Origin of the sequence: Oerskovia flava, from assembly GCF_026163685.1 — a bacterium.
Taxonomy (GTDB): Bacteria; Actinomycetota; Actinomycetes; order Actinomycetales; family Cellulomonadaceae; genus Oerskovia_A; species Oerskovia_A flava.
Genome location: NZ_JAOXSR010000003.1, coordinates 300,502 through 324,724, shown reverse-complemented (window position 1 = coordinate 324,724; position 24,223 = coordinate 300,502). Strand labels below are relative to the sequence as shown.

Annotated in this window: 23 protein-coding genes and 1 riboswitch; of the genes, 11 read left to right on the top strand and 12 right to left on the bottom strand. The window is 73.3% G+C overall.

Translation table 11 applies throughout. The features are described 5' to 3' along the window. Positions 1-172 precede the first annotated feature (172 nt). The 3 genes from OHL10_RS08380 to OHL10_RS08370 are packed head-to-tail and all read right to left on the bottom strand — an operon-like array spanning position 173 to position 3,671. Complete coding sequence (locus tag OHL10_RS08380) at positions 173-1,522, bottom strand: MFS transporter (RefSeq protein ID WP_265521736.1); 1,350 nt, start codon at positions 1,520-1,522, stop codon at positions 173-175. Next, on the bottom strand, positions 1,519-2,448 hold the full coding sequence (locus tag OHL10_RS08375) for a polysaccharide deacetylase family protein (RefSeq protein ID WP_265521735.1): 930 nt from the start codon (positions 2,446-2,448) through the stop codon (positions 1,519-1,521). The genes OHL10_RS08380 and OHL10_RS08375 overlap by 4 nt, the downstream gene beginning before the upstream one ends. Continuing rightward, positions 2,445-3,671 (bottom strand): ROK family transcriptional regulator, encoded by a 1,227-nt coding sequence (locus OHL10_RS08370; RefSeq protein WP_265521734.1) that lies wholly within the window; start codon positions 3,669-3,671, stop codon positions 2,445-2,447. The genes OHL10_RS08375 and OHL10_RS08370 overlap by 4 nt, the downstream gene beginning before the upstream one ends. A gap of 209 nt (positions 3,672-3,880) precedes the next feature. On the opposite strand from OHL10_RS08370, the gene OHL10_RS08365 reads away from it, so the two are divergent. The 3 genes from OHL10_RS08365 (at position 3,881) to OHL10_RS08350 (ending at position 6,495) form a co-directional block, all read left to right on the top strand. After that, entirely contained in the window at positions 3,881-4,486 is a 606-nt protein-coding gene (locus OHL10_RS08365) for a 1-acyl-sn-glycerol-3-phosphate acyltransferase (protein ID WP_265521733.1), read from the top strand. Positions 4,487-4,752: 266 nt separating this feature from the next. Continuing rightward, entirely contained in the window at positions 4,753-5,481 is a 729-nt protein-coding gene (locus OHL10_RS18635; protein WP_322645533.1) for a lytic polysaccharide monooxygenase, read from the top strand. A 252-nt stretch (positions 5,482-5,733) separates the two neighbouring features. Next, a complete protein-coding gene (locus tag OHL10_RS08350) occupies positions 5,734-6,495 on the top strand; it encodes a lytic polysaccharide monooxygenase (RefSeq protein ID WP_265521732.1) in 762 nt (253 codons plus the stop codon). A gap of 62 nt (positions 6,496-6,557) precedes the next feature. On the opposite strand, the gene OHL10_RS08345 is transcribed toward OHL10_RS08350, so the two are convergent. Then, the gene (locus tag OHL10_RS08345) at positions 6,558-6,929 is read right to left on the bottom strand and encodes an RNA-binding S4 domain-containing protein (protein WP_265521731.1); all 372 of its coding nucleotides are present in this window, start codon (positions 6,927-6,929) and stop codon (positions 6,558-6,560) included. Between the two features lie 119 nt (positions 6,930-7,048). Here OHL10_RS08345 and OHL10_RS08340 point away from each other — a divergent pair, with 119 nt between their 5' ends. From OHL10_RS08340 to pgi, 5 genes are all read left to right on the top strand, one after another. After that, the gene (locus OHL10_RS08340) at positions 7,049-7,312 is read left to right on the top strand and encodes a GlsB/YeaQ/YmgE family stress response membrane protein (RefSeq protein WP_265521730.1); all 264 of its coding nucleotides are present in this window, start codon (positions 7,049-7,051) and stop codon (positions 7,310-7,312) included. A 78-nt stretch (positions 7,313-7,390) separates the two neighbouring features. Beyond that, on the top strand, positions 7,391-8,587 hold the full coding sequence (locus tag OHL10_RS08335) for a GNAT family N-acetyltransferase (RefSeq protein ID WP_265521729.1): 1,197 nt from the start codon (positions 7,391-7,393) through the stop codon (positions 8,585-8,587). Beyond that, the gene (locus tag OHL10_RS08330; RefSeq protein ID WP_265521728.1) at positions 8,584-9,777 is read left to right on the top strand and encodes a GNAT family N-acetyltransferase; all 1,194 of its coding nucleotides are present in this window, start codon (positions 8,584-8,586) and stop codon (positions 9,775-9,777) included. The genes OHL10_RS08335 and OHL10_RS08330 overlap by 4 nt, the downstream gene beginning before the upstream one ends. Next, on the top strand, positions 9,756-10,778 hold the full coding sequence (locus OHL10_RS08325) for a LacI family DNA-binding transcriptional regulator (RefSeq protein WP_265521727.1): 1,023 nt from the start codon (positions 9,756-9,758) through the stop codon (positions 10,776-10,778). The genes OHL10_RS08330 and OHL10_RS08325 overlap by 22 nt, the downstream gene beginning before the upstream one ends. Positions 10,779-10,905: 127 nt before the next feature. Next, a complete protein-coding gene (pgi, locus tag OHL10_RS08320; RefSeq protein WP_265521726.1) occupies positions 10,906-12,630 on the top strand; it encodes a glucose-6-phosphate isomerase in 1,725 nt (574 codons plus the stop codon). A gap of 168 nt (positions 12,631-12,798) precedes the next feature. Here pgi and OHL10_RS08315 read toward each other — a convergent pair whose 3' ends face one another. The 4 genes from OHL10_RS08315 to OHL10_RS08300 form a co-directional block, all read right to left on the bottom strand. Beyond that, positions 12,799-13,101: a DUF4235 domain-containing protein gene (locus OHL10_RS08315; protein ID WP_265521725.1), complete on the bottom strand. Its 303-nt coding sequence runs from the start codon at positions 13,099-13,101 to the stop codon at positions 12,799-12,801. Positions 13,102-13,163: 62 nt separating this feature from the next. Beyond that, a complete protein-coding gene (locus tag OHL10_RS08310; RefSeq protein WP_265521724.1) occupies positions 13,164-14,261 on the bottom strand; it encodes an ABC transporter ATP-binding protein in 1,098 nt (365 codons plus the stop codon). Further along, positions 14,261-15,961 (bottom strand): ABC transporter permease, encoded by a 1,701-nt coding sequence (locus OHL10_RS08305; protein ID WP_265521723.1) that lies wholly within the window; start codon positions 15,959-15,961, stop codon positions 14,261-14,263. The genes OHL10_RS08310 and OHL10_RS08305 overlap by 1 nt, the downstream gene beginning before the upstream one ends. After that, the gene (locus tag OHL10_RS08300; RefSeq protein WP_265521722.1) at positions 15,958-17,049 is read right to left on the bottom strand and encodes a thiamine ABC transporter substrate-binding protein; all 1,092 of its coding nucleotides are present in this window, start codon (positions 17,047-17,049) and stop codon (positions 15,958-15,960) included. Before OHL10_RS08300 ends, OHL10_RS08305 begins: the two co-directional genes overlap by 4 nt. Positions 17,050-17,107: 58 nt before the next feature. Further along, positions 17,108-17,239: riboswitch (TPP riboswitch) on the bottom strand. Between the two features lie 124 nt (positions 17,240-17,363). Here OHL10_RS08300 and OHL10_RS08295 point away from each other — a divergent pair. Together OHL10_RS08295 and OHL10_RS08290 are read left to right on the top strand one after the other, a co-directional pair. Beyond that, the gene (locus OHL10_RS08295) at positions 17,364-17,633 is read left to right on the top strand and encodes a DUF4235 domain-containing protein (protein WP_265521721.1); all 270 of its coding nucleotides are present in this window, start codon (positions 17,364-17,366) and stop codon (positions 17,631-17,633) included. A 25-nt stretch (positions 17,634-17,658) separates the two neighbouring features. After that, positions 17,659-19,107 carry a serine hydrolase gene (locus tag OHL10_RS08290; RefSeq protein ID WP_265521720.1) on the top strand — a complete coding sequence of 483 codons (1,449 nt, stop codon included), beginning with the start codon at positions 17,659-17,661 and terminating at the stop codon, positions 19,105-19,107. 11 nt (positions 19,108-19,118) lie between these two features. On the opposite strand, the gene OHL10_RS08285 is transcribed toward OHL10_RS08290, so the two are convergent. The 4 genes from OHL10_RS08285 to OHL10_RS08265 all read right to left on the bottom strand — a co-directional run bounded on the left by OHL10_RS08285 (position 19,119) and on the right by OHL10_RS08265 (position 22,768). Next, positions 19,119-19,328, bottom strand: coding sequence for a CDGSH iron-sulfur domain-containing protein (locus tag OHL10_RS08285; RefSeq protein ID WP_265521719.1), 210 nt, complete (start codon positions 19,326-19,328; stop codon positions 19,119-19,121). Further along, positions 19,325-21,112 carry an iron-containing redox enzyme family protein gene (locus OHL10_RS18630; protein WP_322645532.1) on the bottom strand — a complete coding sequence of 596 codons (1,788 nt, stop codon included), beginning with the start codon at positions 21,110-21,112 and terminating at the stop codon, positions 19,325-19,327. Before OHL10_RS18630 ends, OHL10_RS08285 begins: the two co-directional genes overlap by 4 nt. A gap of 125 nt (positions 21,113-21,237) precedes the next feature. Further along, positions 21,238-21,945: a DUF1361 domain-containing protein gene (locus OHL10_RS08270; RefSeq protein ID WP_265521718.1), complete on the bottom strand. Its 708-nt coding sequence runs from the start codon at positions 21,943-21,945 to the stop codon at positions 21,238-21,240. Between the two features lie 64 nt (positions 21,946-22,009). Beyond that, positions 22,010-22,768 (bottom strand): metallophosphoesterase family protein, encoded by a 759-nt coding sequence (locus OHL10_RS08265; RefSeq protein ID WP_265521717.1) that lies wholly within the window; start codon positions 22,766-22,768, stop codon positions 22,010-22,012. 128 nt (positions 22,769-22,896) lie between these two features. Here OHL10_RS08265 and OHL10_RS08260 point away from each other — a divergent pair, with 128 nt between their 5' ends. Further along, positions 22,897-24,216 carry a molybdopterin molybdotransferase MoeA gene (locus OHL10_RS08260; RefSeq protein ID WP_265521716.1) on the top strand — a complete coding sequence of 440 codons (1,320 nt, stop codon included), beginning with the start codon at positions 22,897-22,899 and terminating at the stop codon, positions 24,214-24,216. The last annotated feature ends 7 nt before the right edge of the window (positions 24,217-24,223 follow it).

Sequence of the window (24,223 nt, the reverse complement as noted above, 5' to 3'; positions counted from 1 at the left end):
TCGTCAATCGTTATCGATAACGTTTTACACACGAAGCCCAGGTACCCCCCCGGCGCGAGATAGAACCCCAGTGCGCGAGATAGAACTCCAGTCACGTACTGGGGTTCTACCTCGCGCACTGGGGTTCTACTTCGGCACGAGGTCCGGGTGCACGAGGTCCAGGCACCCGGGGTTAGCTCGGGACGAGCTCCTGGTCTCGTGAGCGCAGCGGGTACAGCCAGAAGCAGACCAGCGCCAGCCCGGCGACGACGAGCGGGAACCCGCCCATGAGCAGGCGGACGCCCGTGGCGACCGAGGCCACCTGCGCGTCGCCTGCCGCGGCGTCGTACCCGGTCGCCGAGAGCACGCCCGCGACCACGACCGCCTGCACGACGACCGAGCCTCGCACCACGAACCCGTTGGCGCCGAAGTACATGCCCTCGCGGCGCAGCCCCGTCCGCCGCTCGTCGTCGTCGATCACCTGACCCAGCGCGACCTCGAGCAGCTGCATCATGCCGCCGACGCCCACGCCGACCACCAGGCCGACGGCGACCGCGCCGAGGACGGTGCCGGGGAGCATGTACAGGCCGGTGGCCAGCCCGTAGACCGCGACCGCCCACAGCAGCGCCGTCCGCGGGCCCACCCGCCGCACGACGTGCGACCAGCCGATGATCGCCGGGATCGCGGCGACGAAGATCGCGCCGAGCAGGAACGTCGCGTCCGTCTCGGGCGCCCCCAGCACGTAGCGCACGTAGAACGGCACCGCCGCCAGCAGGATCGCCGTCGTGGTCTGGAGCAGCAGCGAGCCCAGGACGTACGTGACGAACGCACGGTTCGCGAACGTGTACCGCAGCTGGTCCCGCAGCGGCATCGCCGCCTCGCGGGCACGCACCTCGACCTCGTCGACCGGGCGCTCGACCATCCCCGCCAGCGACCAGGCGAAGAACCCGAGGCACACCACGCCGAGCGCGACCGCCATCCCCGGCCAGCCGACCGTCCCGTACAGCGCCGGCGCGCCGGCCGTCCCGAGGATCATGCCGACCAGGCCGAAGATCTGGCGAGGGGCGTTGCCGCGGGCACGCTCCGCCGTCGTGCGGAAGATCTCCGGGAAGAGCGCCGAGATGTTGAGCACGACGACGACGAAGGCCACGTCGTAGACCGCGACGACCGCGAGGAACCACACCACCAGGCCGGTCGGGCTGAGGTCGGGCGGCATCCAGACCAGCGCGAACGCGACGACGAGCGGCACGATCCCCAGGCCGATCCACGGCACCCGCCGGCCCCACCGGGTGCGGCGACGGTCGGACGCGGCGCCCACGACCGGGTTGAGGACGGCATTGAGGATCCCGTGCGCGACCATCGCGCCCGCGATCCAACCGGCCGGGACCTGCAGGTGGTCGACGTAGAAGTAGACGACGAACGCGGAAAAGGTCTGCAGGAGCAGGTTCGCCGGGAACGCCGACGCACCGTACGCCATCGTCTGCGACCGGGTCGCAGCGCCGACGAGCCGGCGGTCCCGCAGGCGTGCGAGCGCAGGGTTCACGCGGCGCCGCCCCGCTGCAGGGCGCGCAGGTCGCGCCACCCCACGCGGACCAGGCCCTCGTCGGCGATCGTCGCCGTGACGTCCGGGTCGGTCAGGAGGCGGTGCTCGAACCCGCGCTTGGCCGCGGCATGGTCGGCCACGTCATCGAGCTCGTCGTCGTCGAGCATGGGGTGCAGGTAGATCTCGGTGACCCCCGGCCGCACGGCACGCAGCAGCTCGCAGAACCCGGCCTTGACGTCGTCGTAGTCCTCCTCGTCGACCGTGCCCTCCCCGACGAGCTCGAAGGGGTGCGTCCACAGCCGGTCCAGCACGACGACCCCCAGCGCGTCCGCGACGGCGATCGCCTCGTCGACGAGCGGCTGGAGCTCGGCCGGCAGCGTCATCCCGTCGAGGGTCCGCGGGAGCCTGAACGGCAGCCGGTGCCGGGCCGCCAGCTCGAACACCTGCCGCAGGAAGGTCCGGCCGGTCTCCAGGCCGTAGACCGAGCCCATGTGGTTGTCGAGGTGCGTGACGTCGACCCCCGCGGCCAGGGCGGCGTCGACCTGCGCGGCGAGCTCCGCCGCGACGTCCTCGTCGCTCGCCTGCCGCTCGACCGTGGCGCAGTCCGCGGGGAAGTAGCCCGCGGCGTCGACCAGGGAGGAGCCGACGCCGGTCAGCGGACGCCAGCGGTAGCGGCGCCACTCGCTCGTGAGGACGAGGTGGACGCCCACGTCGACAGGGTGCTGCGCGGCGAAGGCCATCGCCTCGGGTGCCCAGCCGCACGGCACCATGACGGTCGCCGAGTCGATCGCACCCGCCAGCAGCAAGTCGCCGACCGCACGGTTCGCGGCCCGGCACATGCCGAAGTCGTCGGCGTTGAGGATGATCGCCCGGGTGCCGGGCAGGTGCCCGAGCCGTTCGACGAGGTCGGACGGTTGGTCGCTCACGCGCTCGCCTCCGCGCTCCGGCCGGAGCCGCCCTCCGCCGCCGGCTCCACGATCTCAGGGGTTCGGGCGGGGACCGCGGCGACCGCCGCGCGGAACGTAGCCTCGCGCAGTGCGTCCCGGGCGAGACCCGCCGCACCCTGCACGACCGCGTCCGTGCCGACCGTCGACGGTGCGACCCGGATCGGGAGCACCGCGAGCTGCTCGGAGAGGATCGTGCGGACCCGGCCGACGATCGCGTCGTGCGCACCGGCGCCGGCGAGGACGAACAGCTCCGGCTCGAGGACGAGCGTCATCTGCGCGGCGATCACCGCCAGACGGGAGCAGACCTCGTCCAGGACGAAGCCCGCGCGGTCGTCGCCGGCCACGTCGAGCTCGACGACCTGAGCCACGGAGAGGTCGGGCGCCAGCCCGGCCTCGACGAGGAGCGCGGTGATCGCGACAGGACCGATCGTCTCCGCGCCGAGCGACTGGCCGGGCTGGGGCAGGAACGAGATCTCGCCTGCTCCGCCGGCCGCGCCGCGATGGAGCCGGTCGCCGATCACGAGGCCCGACCCGAAGCCGTCACCCAACCACAGCTCGACGAACGTGTGCGCACCACGACCCGCACCGAGCCGCTGCTCCGCGAGCGCCGCCACGTTGACGTCGTTCTCGAGGACGACCGAGCAGCCGATCTCGTGCTCGAGCGCGTCGTGCAGGGCTGCGCCCCCCTTCTCGTGCCCCGGGACACGGCGGACCGCGACGCCGTCGGGCGAGACGATCGCAGGCACCCCGACGACGGCGTGGTGGATCGCGCCGAGGTCCACCGACGGGTCGAGGACGGCCACGCACCGCGCAGCGAGGCCGGCGACCACGCGTGCGCGGACCAGAGGGTCGGGCCCGACGGCGGGCGCCTCGGCCCTGCTGCGGACGGTGCCGGTGATGTCGACGAGCGCGGCGCGGATCGTCCGGCGGCCGAGGTCCACCGCGAGGGCGAAGGCGCGGTCGACCTCGAGCCGGTAGATCGCGGTGGACGGCGCACCGTGCTCTCCGTCCTGGTGCGCCTCCACGACCGCCCCGCTGTCGACCAGTCCGCGCAGCGTCTGGGTCACGGTCGGCCTCGACAGTCCCGTCGCTGCGGCGATCTGGACGCGGTCCTGCGGCTCGTCGGTGTCCAGCACCTCGAGCACCGCGCGAGCGTTGAGGGTGCGAAGCAGTCCGTGGTCTCCTGCGAGAGGGATGTCCATTGGTCTCCGTGAGTCGTCGTCGACGGTGGCGGTGGCGGTCTCGATGGCGGTGGCGGTGCGAGATCGATGCGCTCGGGACGTGGCCCGCGATGTCCGACGCCCCCTTCGGCGAAGGGTAGTGGGAGCGCTCCCCCCTGTCGAGGGCCCGCCGGGCGGGGGTGGCGCGGGCGCCCGCACGTCCCGCCGTCACCCAGGGTACGGTGGGCCGCGTGATCCGCCGGTACCTCGCCCGCACGTTCTGGAAGCTCAGCCGCTGGCGTCTGCGGACCGAACCGCCGCCCGCGGGCCCGGCCGTCCTCCTCGGTGTGCCGCACACGTCCAACTGGGACTTCGTCATCATGCTGGCGATCGCCTGGCGGCTGCGGATGTCCGTGCGATGGTTGGGCAAGCACACGCTCTTCCGCGGCCCGGCCGGGCCGCTCATGCGTGCGCTCGGCGGCATCCCGGTGGACCGACGCGAGCCGAGCGCCGTGGTCGCCGACGTCGTCGGGCGCATCCGGTCCGGCGAGGTGTTCGCGCTCGTCGTCACACCCGAGGGCACGCGCAGCAAGGGCACCCACTGGAAGTCGGGCTTCTACCGGATCGCACACGAGTCCGGCCTGCCCGTCACGCTCGGCTACGTCGACCGCACGACCATGACCGCCGGGCTCGGCCCGACCATCACGCTCACCGGCGACGTCCCCGCCGACATGGACGTCGTCCGCGCGTTCTACGCCGACAAGGCCGGTGTGGTCCCCGACCGCAGAACCGAGCCACGCCTGCGGGAAGAGGACGTGCCGGGCGAGGGGACCACAGGCGAGAAGCCGGCGAGCTGACGTACCTGGCGTACGGGTTGTCCACATGATCGCCCGGGGCATCCGCCCGGACGATCGTGCCCGTGTGCCGGTCCCGATCGACGCGACTCCTCCTGCGCCCCGGATCCCCGCCAGATCGCGCGCGGGCGGGGCGCTCTCTACGGGGTCCTACGTACGCAAACCGCCGTATTGCGGACACATCTGGCTCTCCATAGCGTCGTCCCGTTCATCGACCCCGGCGAGCGGCACGACGCCGTGACGCTCGCCCCACAGAGAGCGAGACTCGAATGAGACGACTCCGCGCGGCCCTCGTCGCCGTCGCACTCGGCGCGACCACCATGATCGCGCCGGTCGCCCTGGCCCCGTCCGCCGCGGCCCACGGCTGGATCACGTCCCCGCCGAGCCGCCAGGACCACTGCGCGACGGGCACCACCTCCTTCGACTGCGGAGGGATCAAGTACGAGCCCCAGAGCGTCGAGGCACCCAAGGGCTCCATGCAGTGCTCCGGCGGCAGCGGCTTCGACATCCTGGACGACGAGTCCCGGCCCTGGCCCGTCACCACCACCGGCGACACCGTGACGTTCCAGTGGAACCTCACCGCCAACCACGCCACGAGCGTGTGGGAGTACTTCGTCGACGGGGAGCTCTTCGCGACCTACGACCAGGGCGGGCAGCAGCCTCCCCGCGACATCGCGCACACCCTTACCGGCCTGCCCGCCGGCGAGCACACCATCCTCGCGCGCTGGAACGTCTCGAACACCGTGATGGCGTTCTACAACTGCGTCGACATCGTGGTCACCCCGGGCGGCACCGACCCGGGCGACCCGACCGGTTCCGACCCCACGGGATCTGACCCGGGCGAGTGCTCCGACGCGGCGTGGGCCGGCAACGCCGTCTACACCGGCGGCGCCACCGTGTCCCACGAGGGCAACGTCTACGAGGCGAAGTGGTGGACCCAGGGCAACACCCCGGGCGCCGAGGAGTGGGGACCCTGGAAGCTGATCGGCGTCTGCTGATCGCGGCCTGCTGACCGATCAGCCCTGCTCCACACCGTCAGGCCCGGTGCGATCACTGATCGCGCCGGGCCTGCGGCGTCCCCGGGCACTGCGTCCCCGGGGCACGTGTGCGGCGTCGTACGTAGGTAGCACACGTACGCATTTCACCTCATTGTCCGCTTGGTGTGGTCTGCGTACCGTCGAGAGCGTCCGAAACGATACGACCGGTCACACCGGTGACCGGTGCACGGCTCACAGAGAGCGAGAGAAAAGATGAGAAGACTCCGCGCAACGATGCTCGCCGTCATGCTCGGCGCCTCCGCCCTGGTCGCGCCCCTCGTGCTGGCACCCTCCGCGGCGGCCCACGGCTGGATCACGTCACCACCCAGCCGCCAGGACCACTGCGCGACCGGCACCACGTCGTTCGACTGCGGCCCCATCAAGTACGAGCCCCAGAGCGTCGAGGCGCCCAAGGGCTCCATGCAGTGCTCGGGCGGCAGCAGCTTCTCGATCCTCGACGACAACTCCCGGCCCTGGCCGCGGACTTCCACGGGCACGTCCGTGACCTTCCAGTGGAAGCTCACGGCAGCGCACAACACCAGCACGTGGGAGTACTACGTCGACGGTGTCCTGCACCAGACCTTCAACCAGGGCGGCGCCCAGCCGCCGAGCAACATCTCCCACACCCTGACCAACCTGCCCACGGGCAACCACACGATCCTCGCCCGCTGGAACGTCTCCAACACTCCGATGGCGTTCTACAACTGCGTCGACCTGGCGATCTCCGGCGGCGGCACCGACCCGGGCGACCCCACCGGCAGCGATCCCACCGGGTCCGACCCGACGGGCTCCGACCCCACCGGTACGGACCCGGGCGACTGCACCGCCGGGGCGTGGTCGGCGGGCGCCGTCTACACCGGCGGCGCGCTCGCGTCGTTCGAGGGCCGCACGTACGAGGCCAAGTGGTGGACGCTCGGCGACAACCCGTCGTCAAGCGGCCAGTGGGGTCCGTGGCGTGATCTCGGGCCGTGCTGACGCGCGACTGATCTCCTGACCGGTGCGGGGATGCCTCGGGGGCGTCCCCGCACCGGTACGGGTCAGAGCCGCCCGCGCAACCGGTCGATGTCGCGGCGCTCGCGCTTGGTCGGGCGCCCGGCGCCCCTGTCCCTCTGCGCGACGGCGACCCGCAGCTCCCGCGGCGGCGGGGGCGGGCTGCGGTCGATGACGGCGTCGGCCGCGACCGTCGCTCCGACACGTTTGACGAGCAGCTTCACGACCTCGACGATCCGCTCGCGCTCACCGCCGCGCACCACGACCTCGTCACCGACCTTGACCGTCGTGGCCGGCTTGGCCCGCTCGCCGTTGACGCGGACGTGCCCGGCACGGCAGGCAGCCGTCGCCTGGGACCGCGTCTTGTACAGCCGCACGGCCCAGGTCCAGCTGTCCACCCGCACGCTGCCTCGGGTCACGGATCCGTCCACGCCCCCGACTCTACGGCGCCCGCCGGGGTGCGGGCGGGGCGCCGACGTGGGACTTTCGAGATGTTCGCACCGGGTATCCGGTACCTCGTTCGACGATCGGAGACGTCATGGGCTTCTTGTCGTGGATCCTCATCGGCCTGATCATGGGCGCGATCGCGCGCGCGGTCATGCCCGGCCGGGCCGGCGGCGGGTGGATCGTCACCCTCCTCGTCGGCATCCTCGGCGCACTGGTCGGCGGGTTCCTGGGTGGCCTCTTCGGGTTCGAGCCCAACGAGGGGTTCTTCTCGTGGTCCACCTGGATCTGGGCGTTCATCGGGTCGCTCGTCGTGCTCCTCATCTGGGGAGCCGTCAGCGGGCGCAAGAAGACCTGACGCCCCACCGCGCGCCGTCGCCGTCCGCCGGAGAGATATTCGGTGGACGACGGCGGCGGGTCGGCGGACGCTGGGACGATGAGCACAGCTCCGGAGTCCCACCCCGTCGTGGACGACGTCGTCGGCACCGTGGCCGGCAGTCTCGACCCTGCTCGCTGGCGCCTCGTCGAGGCGCCGCAGCCCGCGTCCCTCGACGCCCCGGACGCGTGGGCGTACCACGCGGTCGCCGACATCGACCGCGAGCAGCACCTCGAGATCTACGGGTACGACGACCTCGCGCTGGAGGCGCGCGACGTCCTGTCCGGCATGCAGCACCAGGAGTACGAGGCCAAGCGCCGGTTCGTGATCCTCGCGGCACGGGAGCCGGCGGGTGAGCCCGAGGTGCCCGACGTCGTCGCGCACCTCTTCGTGTGCCGGTCCACCTCGAGCAACACGCACCTCGGAGAGTCCTACGCGTCGGTGCGTCCCGCCGCGCGCGGGCAGGGCCTCGGCAGCGCGCTGATGGACCTGGGCGAGGGCCTGTGCCGTGCGGACGGCCGCACGGTCCTGTTCACCGCGACCCAGCACGCGACGGAGGTGCCGGCCGGCCCGGGGGCGGTCGAGGCGACGACCGGTGCGGGTCGTGTGCCTGCCGACGAGCCCGGTCCGCGGTTCGTGGCGCGCCGCGGGTACGTCCTCGAGCAGGTCGAACGGCACTCGACCCTGGACCTGCCGGTCGAGCCGGAGCTCCTCGCGCGGCTCGGCCGCGACGCCCGCGCGGCGGCCGGCGACGGCTACCGCACGCACACCTGGACCGACGAGGTGCCCGACCGGTGGCTCGACGAGGTCGGTGTGCTCTTCACGCGGATGAGCACCGACGCCCCGGTCGGCGGCGTCGACTACCGCGAGGACCCCTGGGACGCGGAGCGGGTGCGGACCTGGCTCACCGAGGAGCGGGGCAAGGACCACGGGGTGCTGACCACCGCCGTCGAGCACGTCGGGTCCGGCACCCTGGCGGGGTTCACCGTCATCACCTACCCGGAGGACCGGCCCGGCTTCGCCTTCCAGGACGACACGATCGTGCTCACCGAGCACCGCGGGCACCGGCTCGGCATGCTCGTCAAGGTCGTCAACCTCGAGGCGCTCGCCCGCCTGCGGCCCGCCACGCAGCGCATCCACACGTGGAACGCGGAGGAGAACGCGCACATGCTCGCCATCAACGTCGCGCTCGGCTTCGCCCCCGCCGGCGGCTGGGACGCCTGGCAGCGCAAGCTCACGCCGGGTGCCGACGCGTGACCGCGACGGCGCGGCCGGTCGGCGTCGCAGGCACCGCCGGGGCCGACGGCGAGGGCGGAGCGGTCGAGGTCGTCGAGGTCCCCGTGCCCGTGCGGCTCCGCGGCCCCGAGGCCTGGGCCGTGCACGGGACGGTCGCCGTCGACAGAGCCGTCGTCGCGGAGATCTACGGGCACACCGACCTCGCGACGGACCCCGACATGGTCGTCTCGACCATGACTGCTCAGCAGCAGTACGCCAGGGTCGTCCGGCTCGTCGCTGTGGCGGCCGGTACCCGTGACGTCCTGGGGCGCGCGATGGTCCGGCTCCCCCAGCAGAGCAACACGCACTCGGCGACCGTCTACGTCGGTGTCGACCCCGCGCACCGCGGGCGAGGTGTCGGCGGTGCGCTGTGGAACCGGTCGATGGAGCTCGTGCGTGCGGCAGGGCGGCGCGTGGTCCTGGCCGACTCGTCGTTCGCGGCCGAGCCACCTCCCGGACCGGGGGCGCTGGAGGCCCCCACCGGGTCCGGTCGGGTCCCCCGCGAGGACCCCACGACCCGGTTCGCGCTCGCGCGCGGCTTCGTGCTGGAGCAGGTCGTGCGCCACTCCGTGCTCGAGCTGCCCGTCGACCCCGCGCGCCTCGACCGGCTGCGCGACGGCGCCCCCAGGCGGCACGACGACTACGCGCTGCATGTGTGGCACGACGAGGTGCCCGAGAAGTGGATCGAGCAGTTCGCAGTCCTCGAGACCCGGATGAGCACCGACGCCCCTTCCGCCGGGCTCGAGGTCGAGGAGGACCCGTGGGACGCCGAACGCGTCCGCGACGCCTCCCGTGCGATCCACGACCGCGGCCGCAGGTACCTGATCGTCGTGGCCGAGCACACGCCGTCGGGCACCCTGGCGGCCTTCTCGATGGTGAGCTACCCGCTCGACCGGCCCGAGGTCGTGTACCAGGAGGACACGCTCGTGCTGCGCGAGCACCGCGGGCGGCGTCTCGGGATGCTCGTGAAGATCGCGGTCCTCGACGAGCTGGCCCGGGCGCGGCCGGCCGCGCGGCGCGTCCACACGTGGAACGCCGAGGAGAACGAGCACATGCTCGCGATCAACGTCGCGCTGGGGTTCGCACCCGCCGGGGTGGACGCCGAGTGGCAGCTCCGGCTGACGTCGTCGGCCAGCGCTACAGTCGACCCGTGCAACCACACGGCAGAGTGACCATCGGTGACGTCGCCCGGACCGCCGGCGTCTCGGTGGCGACCGTCTCCAAGGTCATCAACGCGCGCTACGGCGTCGCGGCGGCCACCTCCCGCCGTGTGCAGGACGTGATCGACGAGCTCGGCTACGAGTCGTCGCTGGTCGCCCGCAGCCTGCGCAGCCACCGCACCAACGTCATCGGCATCCTCGTCGCGGAGTTCGAGCCGTTCAGCACCGAGCTCCTCAAGGGCATCTCCGAGGCCGTCGCCGACACGGGGTACGAGCTGCTCGCCTACTCCGCCGGCGGTCGCGCAGGCCGCGAGGTCGGGTGGGAGCAGCGCTCCCTGTCCCGTCTCGGCGGCACCCTCATCGACGGAGCGATCCTCGTGACCCCCACCGTCGTGGACCCGCACGAGGGGATCCCGGTCGTCGCCGTCGACCCGCACACCGGGCCCTCCGGCCCGCCGACCGTGGACTCCGACAACCTCGCCGGCGCCCGGACCGCCACCGAGTACCTCCTCGGCCTCGGGCACACCCGCATCGGCCTCCTCGGCGGACGCCCCGACCTCGAGTCGGCGCGCCTGCGCGAGGAGGGCTACCGCCAGGCGCTCGCCGCCGCGGGCATCGCCGTCGACCCCGACCTCGTGCGCGTCGGCGGGTACAAGCCCGACGTCGCGGACCAGCCGGCCCACGAGCTGCTCACGCTCCCGGAGCCACCCACCGCGGTCTTCGCCGCGAACGACATCTCCGCGATCCGCACCATCGAGGTCGCCCAGGAGCTCGGCCTGCGCGTCCCCGAGGACCTGTCGGTCATCGGCTTCGACAACGTGCCCGAGTCGGCCCTGTGCGTCCCTCCGCTGACGACGATCGCGCAGCCGATCCGGCAGATGGGCGCCGAGGCGCTGCGGATGCTCGTCGACCTCGTCGCCGGCGTGGAGCGCGAGCCGCACCTGCGGCTGCCGACCGCGCTCGTGGAGCGTGAGTCGTGCCGCCGGCTGGACCCCGTCGCGCCGGGTTCGTGACCCGCCCGACCGTGCGCCCAGGCGGTGGGCGACGCGGGACACCACGCGCGACCACCGCCTACGGTGGGGACCATGACCTGTCCGGCGACCCAGCCGACGAACCAGCCGACGAACCAGCGAGGCCACAGTGAGCACGGACCCCACCGCCCGACCCACCGCACCGATCGACGCGACCACCACGAGTGCCTGGGCGGAGCTGACCGGTCACCGCGACGCCTTCACCCCTGACCTGCGCGGCTGGTTCGCCGCCGACCCGGCCCGGGCGGAGCGACTCACGCACGACGCCGCCGACCTCCACGTCGACCTGTCGAAGAACCTCGTCACCGACGAGACCCTCGCCCTGCTGGTGCGCCTGGCCGAGGAGGTCGACCTCGGCGGACGGCTCGAGGCGATGTTCCGTGGCGACCACATCAACGTCACCGAGGACCGCGCCGTCCTGCACACCGCGCTGCGCCGCCCGGCCGGCGCCACCCCGGCACTTGTCGTCGACGGGCAGGACGTCGACCAGGACGTGCACACCGAGCTCGCCAAGGTCTACGCCTTCGCCGAGAAGGTGCGCTCGGGCGAGTGGACGGGTGTGACGGGCGAACGCGTGCGCACGGTCGTCAACATCGGCATCGGCGGCTCCGACCTCGGCCCGGTCATGGCGTACGAGGCCCTCAAGCCGTACGTCGCCGAGGACCTCGAGGTCCGGTTCGTGTCGAACATCGACCCCACCGACGTCGCGGAGAAGACCGCGGGCCTCGACCCGACGACGACGCTGTTCATCGTCGCGTCGAAGACGTTCGGGACGCTCGAGACCCTGACGAACGCACGCCTCGCCCGCGACTGGCTGTGGACGGAGCTCGCGGCGGCCGGCGCTCTCGAGGACACCGACGAGGCGCGGCGCGGCGCGGTGTCGAAGCACTTCGTCGCCGTGTCGACCGCGCTCGACAAGGTCGCCGCGTTCGGCATCGACCCCGCGAACGCGTTCGGGTTCTGGGACTGGGTCGGCGGCCGCTACTCGGTGGACTCCGCGATCGGCGCGTCGCTCGCCATCGCGATCGGCCCCGCCCGGTTCGCCGAGCTCCTCGCCGGTTTCCACGCCGTCGACCAGCACGTGCGCACCACGCCGTTCGAGCGCAACGTCCCCGTGCTCATGGGGCTCCTCAACGTCTGGTACGTCAACTTCCTCGACGCGCACACCCACGCGGTGCTGCCCTACGCCCAGTACCTGCACCGCTTCCCCGCGTACCTGCAGCAGCTGACCATGGAGTCGAACGGCAAGTCGGTGCGCTGGGACGGCTCCCCCGTGACGACGCAGACCGGCGAGGTGTTCTGGGGCGAGCCCGGCACCAACGGGCAGCACGCGTTCTACCAGCTTATCCACCAGGGGACGCGGCTCGTGCCGGCCGACTTCATCGCGGTCGCGAACCCCGCGCACCCCTTGCAGGACACCGCGGCCGACCCGTCGGGCGAGCCGGTCGACGTGCACGGCCTGTTCCTCGCGAACTTCTTCGCGCAGACCAAGGCGCTGGCGTTCGGCAAGACCGCCGAGGAGGTCCGCGCCGAGGGCACCGACGAGGCCGTCGTCCCCGCTCGCGTGTTCTCGGGCAACCGCCCCACGACGTCGATCCTCGCCCCGGCGCTCACCCCGTCCGTGCTCGGACAGCTCATCGCGCTCTACGAGCACATCACGTTCGTCCAGGGCGTCGTGTGGGGCATCGACAGCTTCGACCAGTGGGGCGTCGAGCTCGGCAAGAAGCTCGCTGTCGAGATCGCCCCGGCCGTCGCCGGTGACGAGGACGCCCTCGCCTCCCAGGACCCGTCCACCCAGGCCCTCATCCGCTTCTACCGCTCCCAGCGCGCCTGACCACGACCTTCCTCACCGCCCCACCTCCGCCGCCCCACCCCCGAACACGAACTTCCTCGCCGCCGAACACGAGGTTGGTGTCGTTATCCGCTGCAAAGCGACACCAACCTCGTGTTCGGCGCCGGGTTGGGTGGGACGGTGGGGCGAGGGGTGGGTCGCGCAGCGACGTCAGTCGCCCGGCCACTCCCCGGTCCACTTCTGGAACGCACGTGCACCGCCGCGGTCGATGAGGGCCTTGACGGCGGCGTAGATCGCGCCCTGGACGAGGGAGGCGACGAGGAGCTCGCGCACGCCGTACTCGGAGGCGAGGGGGCCAGGGGCCTTGTCGTGCTCCGTGGGGCTGACCTTCTTGTACACCTGCTTGAAGACGGCGCCCGCGACGAGCCCGCCGACGATCGAGCTCGCGAGCCCGAAGGGCCGGTACAGGATCTTGGCGGCCTTGTTGTCGTGTGCCTCGGTCTGTTGGCTCATCCTTCGACGCTAGCCCGGTCGCACGCCGCTCGCCGTCCGAGGCTCCAGCGGCCCGGTGCCGCTCACGACGGCACGCGGGTGCACCCTGCCGGGTCGAGCGCGAGCGCGACGTGCGCGCCCGGCTGCCAGCCGCCGTCGGGCAGCGTGGTGGCGAGCGCGACCACCCGTCGCTCCCCCGCGCCGGGGAGATCGGTGTCCACGGTGACCTCGGTCGCGCCCCGGCGGAAGACGCTGCTGACGACGACGCCGCGCGCCCAGGGCGACGGCCCACCCGTCTCGGCGCGGCCCTCCGACCGGTCCTCGGCGCGGTCCTGCACGCGCAGGCCCTGCGGCCCGATCGCGAGCACGTCGCCGTCGCTCTCCGGCGCCACCGGCGTCCCTGCCACCCCGGACGGGACGAACGCCTGGTAGCCGAGGAACTCGGCGACCCTGCGCGACGCCGGTGCACGCCACAGGTCCTCGGGCGCCGCGACCTGCAGCAGCCGCCCGGCATCCATGACGGCGACCCGGTCCGCGACGGTGAACGCCTCGTCGTGGTCGTGCGTGACGAACAGGGCGGTCGTGCCGGTCGCGGTGAGCGCCGCGCGCACGTCGGTCGCCAGCCGCTCGCGCAGGCCGCGGTCGAGCGCGGACAGCGGCTCGTCGAGCAGGAGCAGCCGCGGGTGCGGCGCCAACGACCGGGCCAGGGCGACGCGCTGGCGCTCCCCGCCGGACAACGTCGCGATGGCACGCGACCCGTACCCCGCGAGGCCGACGACGTCCAGCAGCTCCTGCACCCGGCTCGCCTGCTGCGCGCGCGGGGCACCCGCCGTCTGCAGGCCGTAGGCGACGTTGCCCGCGACGTCCCGGTGCGGGAAGAGCTGGCCCTCCTGGAACATCAGACCGAAGCCTCGCCGGTGCACGGGCACACCCGCGAGGTCACGACCGGCGAACGTGATGCTGCCGGCCGCGAGCGGCTCGAGCCCGGCGACGGCGCGCAGCAGGCTGGACTTGCCGCAGCCGCTCGGTCCGAGCAGTGCGAGCACCTCGCCGGCCGCGACCTCGAGGCTCACGCCGTCCACGGCCGTGGTCCCGGTGTTCCGCCCCCGCCGACCGGTCCCGCCGTAGCGCACGACGACGTCGCGCACCGCCAGCCCTCGGGTCGCTTCCCGCTCTGCCATCAGAACTCTCCTGCCCCGCCGGGGCGGTCGCCGCGCAGCCGCTCGGCGAGCAGCATGACGGTTGCGGTGAGGGCGGCGAGCACCACGCTCGCCGCCAGTGCCATGCCGTAGTTCTCGACGCCCGGGCGGCCGATGAGCCGGAAGATGACGACCGGCAGGGTCGCGGTGTCGGGGCGAGCGAGGAACGACGTCGCCCCGAACTCCCCCAGGGACACGGCGAACGCGAAGCCGACCGCCAGACCGAGGGACCGCACGGCGAGCGGGCCGTCGACCGTCGCGAGGACACGCCCCGGCGAGGCGCCGAGCGTCGCGGCGGCCTCGCGCAGGCGCGGGTCGATCGCCCGCAGCACGGGCAGCACGGTGCGCACGACGAGCGGGACCGCGACGACGGCCTGCGCGATCGGGACGAGGAGGCCGGAGGTGCGCAGGTCCCAGTCGATCCCGAGCGGCCGGTCGAGCGTGATGAGGAACCCGAAGCCGACGGTCACGGCGGACACACCGAGCGGCAGCATAAAGACCGAGTCGAGGAGCGTGATGGCCCGCCGCCCGGCCCGAGCCCGCGGCCGTCGCGAGACGACCAGCGCGACGAGGCCGCCGACGACGATCGCGAGGACCGTCGCGACGGCTGCGGTCCGCAGCGAGTTCCCGGCGGCCTCCCACACCGTCACGGACAGCGCGTTGCGTCCGCCGGTGGTCCCGAGGTTGCGGTAGTTGTCGAGGCTCCACCCCGCGGGCGTGCGCAGGGACCGCACGAGCAGGTTGCCGATCGGCAGGGCGATGAGCCCGCCGACCACGACGACGGTGACGGCGAGCGGGAGCGCGTCCGCACCGAACGGCCGCAGGGGGCGTGCCGAGCGCTCGGCCGACGACAGGTTGAGCGCCCGCTCGCGCCGGGTACGGGCCCGGTTGGCGACGGTGAGCGCACCGGCGACCACGACGAGCTGGACGACGGACAGCACGGCCGCGGTCCGCAGGTCGAGGAACTGGGTGGTCTGGATCCAGATCTCGGTCTCGATGGTGCCGTAGCGGATGCCGCCGAGGACGAGGACCACGCCGAACGCCGTCGCGCAGAAGAGGAACACGAGCGACGCCGCGGACGCCACGGCCGGCCCGAGCGCGGGCAGCGTGACGGTCCGGAACGCGCGCCACGGCGTCGCGCCGAGGGCGCGTGCGGCCTCCTCGGCGCGCGGGTCGAGACGTTCCCACAGCCCGCCGACCGTGCGCACCACGACCGAGTAGTTGAAGAACACGAGCGCGAGGACGATCGCGGCGAACGACTCGTCGAGCCCGAGGAAGCCGAGCGGACCGCCCTCGACGAGCAGCGACCGGAACGCGACCCCGACCACGACGGTCGGCAGCACGAACGGCACCGTGACGAACGCCCGCCAGAACCGCTGCCCGGGGAACCGGCACCGGTACAGCACGTACGCCCCGGGGATGCCGAGCAGCACGGACAGCGCGGTGCCGAGGGTCGCCTGCCACAGCGTCAGGCCGATGATCCGCCACGTGCGGGGTGTGCTGAAGACCTCCGCGAAGCCCGACAGGTCGAGCGCCCCGTCCGCGACGAACCCGCGGGCCACGAGCGTCGCGACGGGCCAGGCGAAGAACAGCCCGAGGAACGCCAGGGGTACCGCGACGGCCCCGGCCCACGCCAGCGCGCGGACCGGGACGCGCCTCCGGCGGGGCGCGGTGGGGCTCAACCGATGACCGTGGCCGTCCACGCGGTGATCCACTCGTCACGGTGGGCCGTGATGTCGTCGGGTGCGACGTCGATCGGCTCGTCGGCGAGCGGCGCGAACTCGGCCCAGCCCTCGGGGAGCGCCACGTCGGCGTCCGCCGGGTACATGTACATGCTGCCCGGGATGTCGGCCTGGAACTCCTCGGTGAGGAGGAAGTCGAGCAGCTGCTGCGCGCCCTCGGGGTTCTTGGCGCCGGCGAGGACGCCCGCGTACTCCACCTGGCGGAAGCAGGTGTCCAGCAGCGCGCCGGTCGTGGACTCGTTGCCGTCCTCGGTGACGGTGAAGGCCGGTGACGTCGAGTACGACAGCACGAGCGGGCGAGGCCCACCCTCGACACCGGAGAAGTCGACGTAGTAGGCGTCCGACCACCCGTCGGCGACCTTCACGCCGTTGTCGACGAGCTGCGCCCAGTATTCCTCCCAGCCGTCCTCGCCGAACGCCCCCACGGTCGCGAGGAGGAACGCGAGGCCCGGCGACGACGTCGCAGGGTTGGTCACGACGAGCAGGTCCTCGTACTCGGGCTTCGTGAGGTCCTCGAGCGTCACCGGCTCCTCGATGCCCTCGGCGGCGAACCACGTGTGGTCGACGTTGATGCACACGTCGCCCAGGTCGATCGCGGTGAGCTCACCGTCGCCGACGCCGTACTGCGCGGCCGAGGCGGACACCCCCTCCGGGGAGGCGGGCGCGAGCACACCCTCGTCGATCGCGCGCGTCGCGAACGTGTTGTCGATCCCGAAGACGAGGTCGCCGAGCGGGGAGTCCTTGGTGAGGACGAGCTGGTTGACGAGCGCGCCGCCGTCGCCGGGGGCGATCTGCTCGACGGTGAGCCCGCTCTCGGCCTCGAACGCGGCCAGGACCTCGTCGCTCACGGCGAACGAGTCGTGCGTGACGAGGGTGACCGTGCCCCCGGCCTCTGCTCCGGTGCCCGACGGCGTCGGGTCGCCCCCAGCCTCGGACCCGCCCGAGCAGGCGGTGAGGGTGAGGAGCCCGAGGACCCCGGTGAGCGCGGTCACGCGCGTGGTGACGGTGCGGCGACGAGCCGTGTGCATGTGTCCTCCCAGGACGTTCAGGAGGGGTCCGCGCACGCGGACGGTGCACCGCGGGCGAGGATAGAGATTCCCGACTTCCTCCACCGGTGCTAACCGGATCAGGTTCGAGGGTCTGCGGTGGTCCGCACTCTCAGCTCCCGTTCGACCGCACGTCGTGCGCGGGCGGATCGGAGCTCCCCTGTCGTTCACCCCGAGCCTACACCGACGCGTGACGCGCACCGTGGGGCCGTCGCGGACTACGGTGTGAGGTGCGACGTCGGGCACGACCGACGTCGCTCGCCACGTGCACGAGACACCCGCTGGAGGATCATTTCGTGGAAGACAACGACCAGTCCCTCGCCGTCAAGGTCGGCACCGTCGCGCTGACGTTCGCGGCCGGGTGGGTGGCGCAGAAGATCGTCACCGAGGTGTGGCGGCGCGCGAGCGGACACGACGCCCCGAAGGACCTGGACGACCCGGAGGTGGGGATCGCCGCCGCGGTGACGTTCGCCGCCGTCACCGCCGCCGCGGCGGTCGTCGCCCGCCGGTTCGCGAGCCGCGGCGCCCAGCGCGCCGTCACGCGCTTCGCCTCCCGGGCGGTCTGAGAGCGCACGCGCCTAGGGTGGTCGGGTGACCCGACCCGGCCCCCGTTCAGGTACCCGTCCCTCTCGCGCCGCGCTCCACGCCACGGCCGTCGCCGCGACCGCGGCGCTCGTGGTCGCCGGGTGCTCGGGCGGTGAGGAGGCGCCGGAGCCCTCCCCCGCGCCGACGACGTCGGCGAGCGCGGCCCCCGAGGCGGTCGGCCTTCCCGACTCGCCCGTCGGGGAGGCCGCCGGGTGGGTCGTCGACGTCCTCGACGGTGAGGACCCGCCCACGACGGACGAGATCACCGAGCGCTTCGCGGGGTCGTTCCTCGCGCAGGTCCCGGCCGAGCAGCTCACCCCGATCTTCACGCAGCTCCAGGGCGACCGGCCGTGGACCGTGGTCGCCGTGACCCCCGCCGACGCGACCGACGCCGCCGAGGTGACACTCGTCGGTACCAGCGGGCAGTTCATGGCGATGCAGGTCGGGCTCGACGCCGACGGGCTCGTCGAGACCCTGTTCTTCGGCCCCGGCGTCGACCCCGACCGGCCCGCCGCCTCGACGTGGGACGAGCTCGGCGAACGGGTCGACGGGCTCGGCGCGACGAGCGCCGTGCTCGTGGCGCGGGTCGACGACGGGGAGTGCGTGCCCGTCGAGGGTGCGCCCGGCGGGTCGGAGGGTGCCGACGAGGCCCTCCCGCTCGCCTCGGTCGCGAAGCTCTACGTCCTGGGCGCGGTCGCGCTCGCCGTCGAGGCCGGCGGCCTGGCCTGGGACGACGAGCTCGAGCTCACCGACGACGTGCGCTCGCTGCCGTCCGGCACCCTCCAGGACGAGCCGTCCGGCACGACGGTCACCGTCGAGGAGGCCGCGACCCTGATGATCTCGATCAGCGACAACACCGCGACGGACCTGCTCGTGCAGACCGTCGGACGCGAGGCCGTCGAGGCGGCGCAGGTCGAGATGGGCGCGTCCGACCCGGACCGCAACACCCCTTTCCCCACGACCCGCGACCTCTTCCGCCTCGGCTGGGGCGACGCCGACGCCCGGGAGCGGTGGGCGGCAGCGGGCACGGACGAGCGCCGCGACCTCCTGGCCGCGCTGCCGGACGGCGAGCTCGACGTCGACGTCGCCGCGATCACGCAGCCGGTCTGGCAGGACGGCGTCGACTGGTTCGCGACCCCGGCCGACGTGTGCGCCGCGCACGTCTGGCTGCAGGAGACGGCCGAGACCGCCCACGGCGCACCGCTGCGGGCGGTGCTCTCCGAGAACCCCGGCATCGAGGTCGACCAGGAGGACTGGCCCTACCTCGCCTTCAAGGGCGGCAGCTCGCCCGGCGTCCTGACCGGGTCGTGGCTCGGTGAGGACGCCGACGGCGCCCGCACCGTCGTGGTCGTCCAGCTCGCGTCCGACGACGTGGCCGCGCTCGCCAACCCCGCCGAGCTGGTCTCGCTCGGGCAGAGCGCGTTCGCCCTCGCCGCGGAGGGCGACGACGGCTGACGGCGAGACGCTCAGGTGCCCGAGGTGTAGCCGTTCACCTTGTGCGTGCCGTCGCACCACGGCGGGATCGCGGTGCCGCCGCAGCGGCACAGCGCCACGGTCGCCCGACGCCGCGGCACCGGGACGCCCTCGGCGTCGCGGATCTCGACGTCACCCCGGACGAGGAGCGGACCGTCCGGGCACGCCGTGATGACGACGTCCGGCTCCGCCCCGGTGCTCATGCGGCCGCCAGCGGCGCGCGCAGGGCGCTCTCGCCGCGGCCCCAGCTCTCGAGTGCCTGCCCGGCGACCCGTCCCTCGAGCAGCAGGCACGCGGCGGCGCCGAAGACGATGTCGTCCACCAGGCCCGGCTCGGTCTCGGCGAGACGGCCCGCGAGGTCGCGGCCGGCGATCTGCTCGTGCACCGCGTCCGCCTCGACGTGCTCGTCGAAGTACCGGGTCGTGTCCTCGTCGTGCCCGAGCCGCCGGAACCCGTTCCCGTAGAGCCTGCTCGGCAGGGACGACGTCATCTCGAAGGCCGCGAGGTGCCCGACGATCGCGCCCCGGAGCCGGCGGTGCAGCCCGAACATCGACATCGCGTTGACCGCGGTGAGCACCTCCACCGGCACCAGGTCGAGGTACGCGCCGTAGGAGTCGTCCAGGCCCATGCCTCGCATGCTCCCCGCGAACAGCTCGGCGTGCATCCGGCCCGCACGGCCGCCGCCGTACTCGTCGGTCTGGATCTCCACGAGCGCGGCCTTCGGCGCGCCGGCCAGCCGTGGGATCGCCCACGAGTGCGGGTCCGCCTCCTTGAGCTGGTACACGGACTTGAGCGCGAGCACCTCCCGCAGCTGGTCGTCGTCGGCCCGGCGGGCCACGTGCTTGGCGAGGCTGGGGCCGTCGTCGGCCGCCGCGAGCGCGAACAGGTGCCGCGCCATGCCTTCGGCGTCGGAGGTGTCGGGCACCGAGACCTCGACCTCCCGGCGCAGCGCCGCCTCGAACGCCACCTCGATCGACGCTCGCACGCCCAGGAGCTCCGGGGACCACTCCCACCGCTCGTCGGCCCCCTCCACTCCCCGGTAGTGCAGCTCGTAGAGGCACGTCAGGGTGAGCTGGAGGTCCTCGTCGCGGCACAGCGACGCCGTGGGGTCGGCGCCGAGCGCCTGCTCGACCGCGTCGCGCAGGGGCGAGACGGACGTCGAGTCCGCCGGACCCGCCAGGACCTGGAGCAGCGTCGTGCTCACCGGCCCCCGTGCCCGCGGCACGGGCAGGTGCACCCCCCGCGTGCCGCTCGTCGGGTCGTCGGTCGCCGTGTCGCCGGTCGTCGTGTCGTTCACCGTCATGTCGCGCCTGCCTGGTCTCGCTCGAGATCCGTTCGCTGCCGGCTGTGGGGCCGGCGTGCTGTGCGCCGCTGCTGGACGCCGTCCCATCGTGGTGGTGGTGCCGTGCGCTCGCGAACGGAGCGCACCGACCGCGGGGCCGGCCTGCAGGCCGGCGTCATGACTGATCCGGCCGGCGACGCCGAGCCGGAAGCTGAGGTCGTCGTCGTCGTACAGCTCTGCCTGCGCGTCGGAGCCGCCGCGGACCTCGAGCCACGCGGACCGTCGCATGGCGACGGCGAACCCGAAGAGGTCGACACCGCCGCGGCCCGGTCCGGTGACCGCCGTCGTGCGGGGCTCGGTCTCGAAGGCGTCCAGGACACGACGGACCCAGCCGCCGGGGAGCACCGCGTCGGCATCGCACCGGGTGATGATGTCGCCCGTCGAGCAGTCGTAGCCCGTCGCGGCGGCGGGCCACGTCCCTTCGCGCGGTTCGTGGACAACCCGCGCGCCGAAGGCCCGCGCGACGGCGTTCGTGCCGTCGTGCGAGGCGTGGTCGACGACGAGGACCTCGTCCGGGGGCCGGTCCTGCGCCGCCACGGACGTCAGGCATCGTCGCAGCGCGACGTCGTCGTCATGGGTGGGGATGACCAGCGAGACGATCGGCCGCGTGCGGCGGACGGTCCCGCCGGTGTCGGGCTGGGCCACTGGTGTCCTTCGGTCGGCGATTCGACGACGGCTCGTCGTCCGTCCCCTGCAGCGTCTCTCCGCCGGCGGCCGCTCGCACGCGGGCGGGGCGAGCCCCCGGGTGCCGGCCCTGGTCCCGGCGCCTGCTACGAGGCGGCGACCATGATCGCGCGCACCACCGTACCGATGACCACGACGTACATGAGCGTGAGGAACACGGTGTGCAGCAGGCAGAAGAGCAGGGCGTCCACGACCGCACCCCGCTCGCGAAGGTGACGGACGAGCTTGCGTACGAACTGCAGCGGGTGCAGCAGGTCCCAGCTGTTGAAGCGCACGTACCGCCCGAGGTAGATCCCGGCGGTCACGAGCAGCAGGATCGCGAACGCGACGAGCCAGGACGCGGGCCGGGCGAAGGGGTCCGTGTCGTCGGGGAAGCGCACCACCGCGTACAGGACCTGCACGAGCAGGACGTTGACGACGGTGTTGAGCACACCCGACATCGCGAGGGTGAGCACGAGCACGATGTCGTACCAGAGCGGGACCCGTTCCCCGTCCTTGCGGTGGCTGAGGTTGAGCTCGGTGACGAGGTATCCCGCGTTGGGCAGGAGGAGCAGCCACACGAGGGCCCCGACGACGGCGACCGTCACCGTGATCCACGGGGGCGCACCGCCCGCGACGAGCGCGAGGTCGGCGACGACGAACACACCGAGGACGAGGACGGGCGCGATCGACAGCCCGATGTTGAGCAGCATGGGCCGGTAGACGACCGTGCCGTACAGCGGGGCGCGCAGCACCACGAGCAACAGCGCGTAGAGATTCATCCCGAGGACACCGAGGACGAGCAGATCGAGCACGAGGCCTCCGGAGGGCGCGGACGTCGGGGCCGTGGGACGCCAGGTGAGGCGAGACTACCGCCCGTCAGCGCCCGTCGCGCGGACCGAAGACGTGCAGCGCCTCGGCGTCGCTCGCACGGGACGCCACGAACTGCTCGACCCACTCCTGGACGTCCGGGTAGTCGCAGGCCTCGACGATCTCACGACTCACCGCGGCGACGTCGACGTCCACGTGGTGCAACCCCACGGCCCCGTCGCGCAGGATCGCGAACGACCCGCCGGGTCGCCCGTACGGCATGCCGATGCTGCCGGGGTTGACGACGAGCCGCCGGTCGACGAGCCGCACGAACGGCATGTGCGTGTGCCCGCAGACGACGGTCCGGACCTCGTCACGCAGACCCGCGAACGCTTCGACCCACCGGTCGATCCGGGTGTCGACGAGGACGACCTCCTCGTCGTCGCGCGGGGTGCCGTGGCAGAACACCACGGGACCGAACCCTCGCACCGAGAGCTCCACCGGGTGCGGCAGCGCATCGAGGACCTCGACGTCCACGGGTCGCAGCTGCGACGCGGCCCACGGCACGATCGGGTCGGGGACGTCGATCTCGGCCCCGCGCGCGACGGCGACCAGCTCGCGGTCGGCGTTCCCCCTGACCAGCACGACGCGGTCCCCCAGGTTGCGCAGCCGGTCGAGGACCTCGCGCGGCTGCGGTCCGGAGCAGTGGTCGCCGGTGACGACGACGAACTCGGCGGCTCGCACCTCCGTGGTCGCCAGCACCGCGTCGAGGACGGGCAGCACCCCGTGCACGTCCGAGAGCACCGCGACCGTACCGACCTGCGCCATCCCCCCACCGTGGCAGAGGAGCGCACGCGAGGCGAGCGGTTCCGCTCCGGGCAGCGGGAGCCCGCCTGCACCGGTCACGCTCCGGGACGCCGCACCTCCCGCGCCCGCCCCTTCGCTACCGTCGTGCCATGTCCGGAGCCGAGTCGTTGCCCGAGCCGCTCAGCGTCGCCGCGCACCTCGAGCGGACGCTCGGGCTCGTCGAGCCGCTGCCCGGTGTGCGGGTGCCGCTCGACGACGCGCTCGGCGCGGTCCTGGCGGAGGACCTGCACGCCCGCCTCGCGGTCCCGCCGTTCGACGCGTCCGCGATGGACGGGTACGCGGTGCGGGCCGACGACGTCGCGCACGCCACGCCCGAGCGCCCCGTCAGGCTCGACGTGGTCGCCGACCTCGCCGCGGCGCCGGAGTCGCCCGCGCCCGCCGGGGTGTTCCGCCTCGGTCCCGGCCAGGCCGCGCGCATCATGACGGGCGCGCCGGTGCCCGACGGGTGCGACGCCGTCGTGCCCGTGGAGCGGACGTCGACCCGACGGTTCGTCGCGGGCGCCACCACCCGCGAGCGCACCGTCGCGGTCCACGCCCTCGGCCGCACGCACATCCGCCGGCGCGGCGAGGACGTCGAGCCCGGAGACCTCATCGCTCGCGCGGGCGCCGTGCTCACCCCGCGGCTCGTGTCCGCCGCGGCGTCGATCGGCCACGGCGACCTGCCGGTGCACCGCGCACCGCGCGTCGTCGTCCTGTCCACCGGCAGCGAGCTCGTACCGGCCCGAACAGCGGGCACGGGCGACGGGACGCGGCCCGACGATCCAGGGCCCGGCCAGATCCCCGACTCCAACTCGTTCCTCCTGGCGGCGTGCGCCCGGGACGCGGGCGCGGTCGTCGACCGGGTCGGCGCGGTGCCCGACACCCCGGACGCGCTGTACGCCGCGCTGGAGGCCGCGGCCCGCGACGCCGATCTCCTCGTCACTTCCGGCGGGGTGAGCGCCGGGGCGTTCGACGTCGTCAAGGAGGTCCTCCTCGGCGGCGACGACGCGGTGAGCGACGTGCAGCTCGTCGCCGTCGGCATGCAGCCCGGCAAGCCGCAGGCCCTCGCCCGCTGGCGCGGGGTGCCGTGGATCGCGGTGCCCGGCAACCCGGTCGCCGCGTTCGTGTCCTTCGAGGCGTTCGTCCGGCCCGCGATCGGTCGGCTGCGCGGACTGGCGGACCCTGCCCGACCGCTCGTCGAGCGCGTGGCCGCGGAGGGCTGGCGGTCGCCGCCGGGCCGCGAGCAGTTCGTGCCGGTCGTGCACACGCCGCAGGGGCAGGTCGTGCCCGCCGCCGTCCGCAAGCCGGGTGGCGGCTCGGGCTCGCACCTGGTCTCGTCGCTCGCGCGCGCGGACGCGGTCGCCGTCGTGGGGGCCGACGTGGACGAGGTCCGTCCCGGTGACACCGTCCGTGTCATGGTGATCGCATGAGCGCCCG

Excerpts from the sequence above, each read along its gene's own strand:
- OHL10_RS08370 (WP_265521734.1), bottom strand. The coding sequence starts at position 3,671 with ATGGACATCCCTCTCGCAGGAGACCACGGACTGCTTCGCACCCTCAAC.
- OHL10_RS18635 (WP_322645533.1), top strand. The coding sequence starts at position 4,753 with ATGAGACGACTCCGCGCGGCCCTCGTCGCCGTCGCACTCGGCGCGACC.
- OHL10_RS08350 (WP_265521732.1), top strand. The coding sequence starts at position 5,734 with ATGAGAAGACTCCGCGCAACGATGCTCGCCGTCATGCTCGGCGCCTCC.
- OHL10_RS08340 (WP_265521730.1), top strand. The coding sequence starts at position 7,049 with ATGGGCTTCTTGTCGTGGATCCTCATCGGCCTGATCATGGGCGCGATC.
- OHL10_RS08335 (WP_265521729.1), top strand. The coding sequence starts at position 7,391 with ATGAGCACAGCTCCGGAGTCCCACCCCGTCGTGGACGACGTCGTCGGC.
- OHL10_RS08315 (WP_265521725.1), bottom strand. The coding sequence starts at position 13,101 with ATGAGCCAACAGACCGAGGCACACGACAACAAGGCCGCCAAGATCCTG.
- OHL10_RS08310 (WP_265521724.1), bottom strand. The coding sequence starts at position 14,261 with ATGGCAGAGCGGGAAGCGACCCGAGGGCTGGCGGTGCGCGACGTCGTC.
- OHL10_RS08300 (WP_265521722.1), bottom strand. The coding sequence starts at position 17,049 with ATGCACACGGCTCGTCGCCGCACCGTCACCACGCGCGTGACCGCGCTC.
- OHL10_RS08285 (WP_265521719.1), bottom strand. The coding sequence starts at position 19,328 with ATGAGCACCGGGGCGGAGCCGGACGTCGTCATCACGGCGTGCCCGGAC.
- OHL10_RS08265 (WP_265521717.1), bottom strand. The coding sequence starts at position 22,768 with ATGGCGCAGGTCGGTACGGTCGCGGTGCTCTCGGACGTGCACGGGGTG.
- OHL10_RS08260 (WP_265521716.1), top strand. The coding sequence starts at position 22,897 with ATGTCCGGAGCCGAGTCGTTGCCCGAGCCGCTCAGCGTCGCCGCGCAC.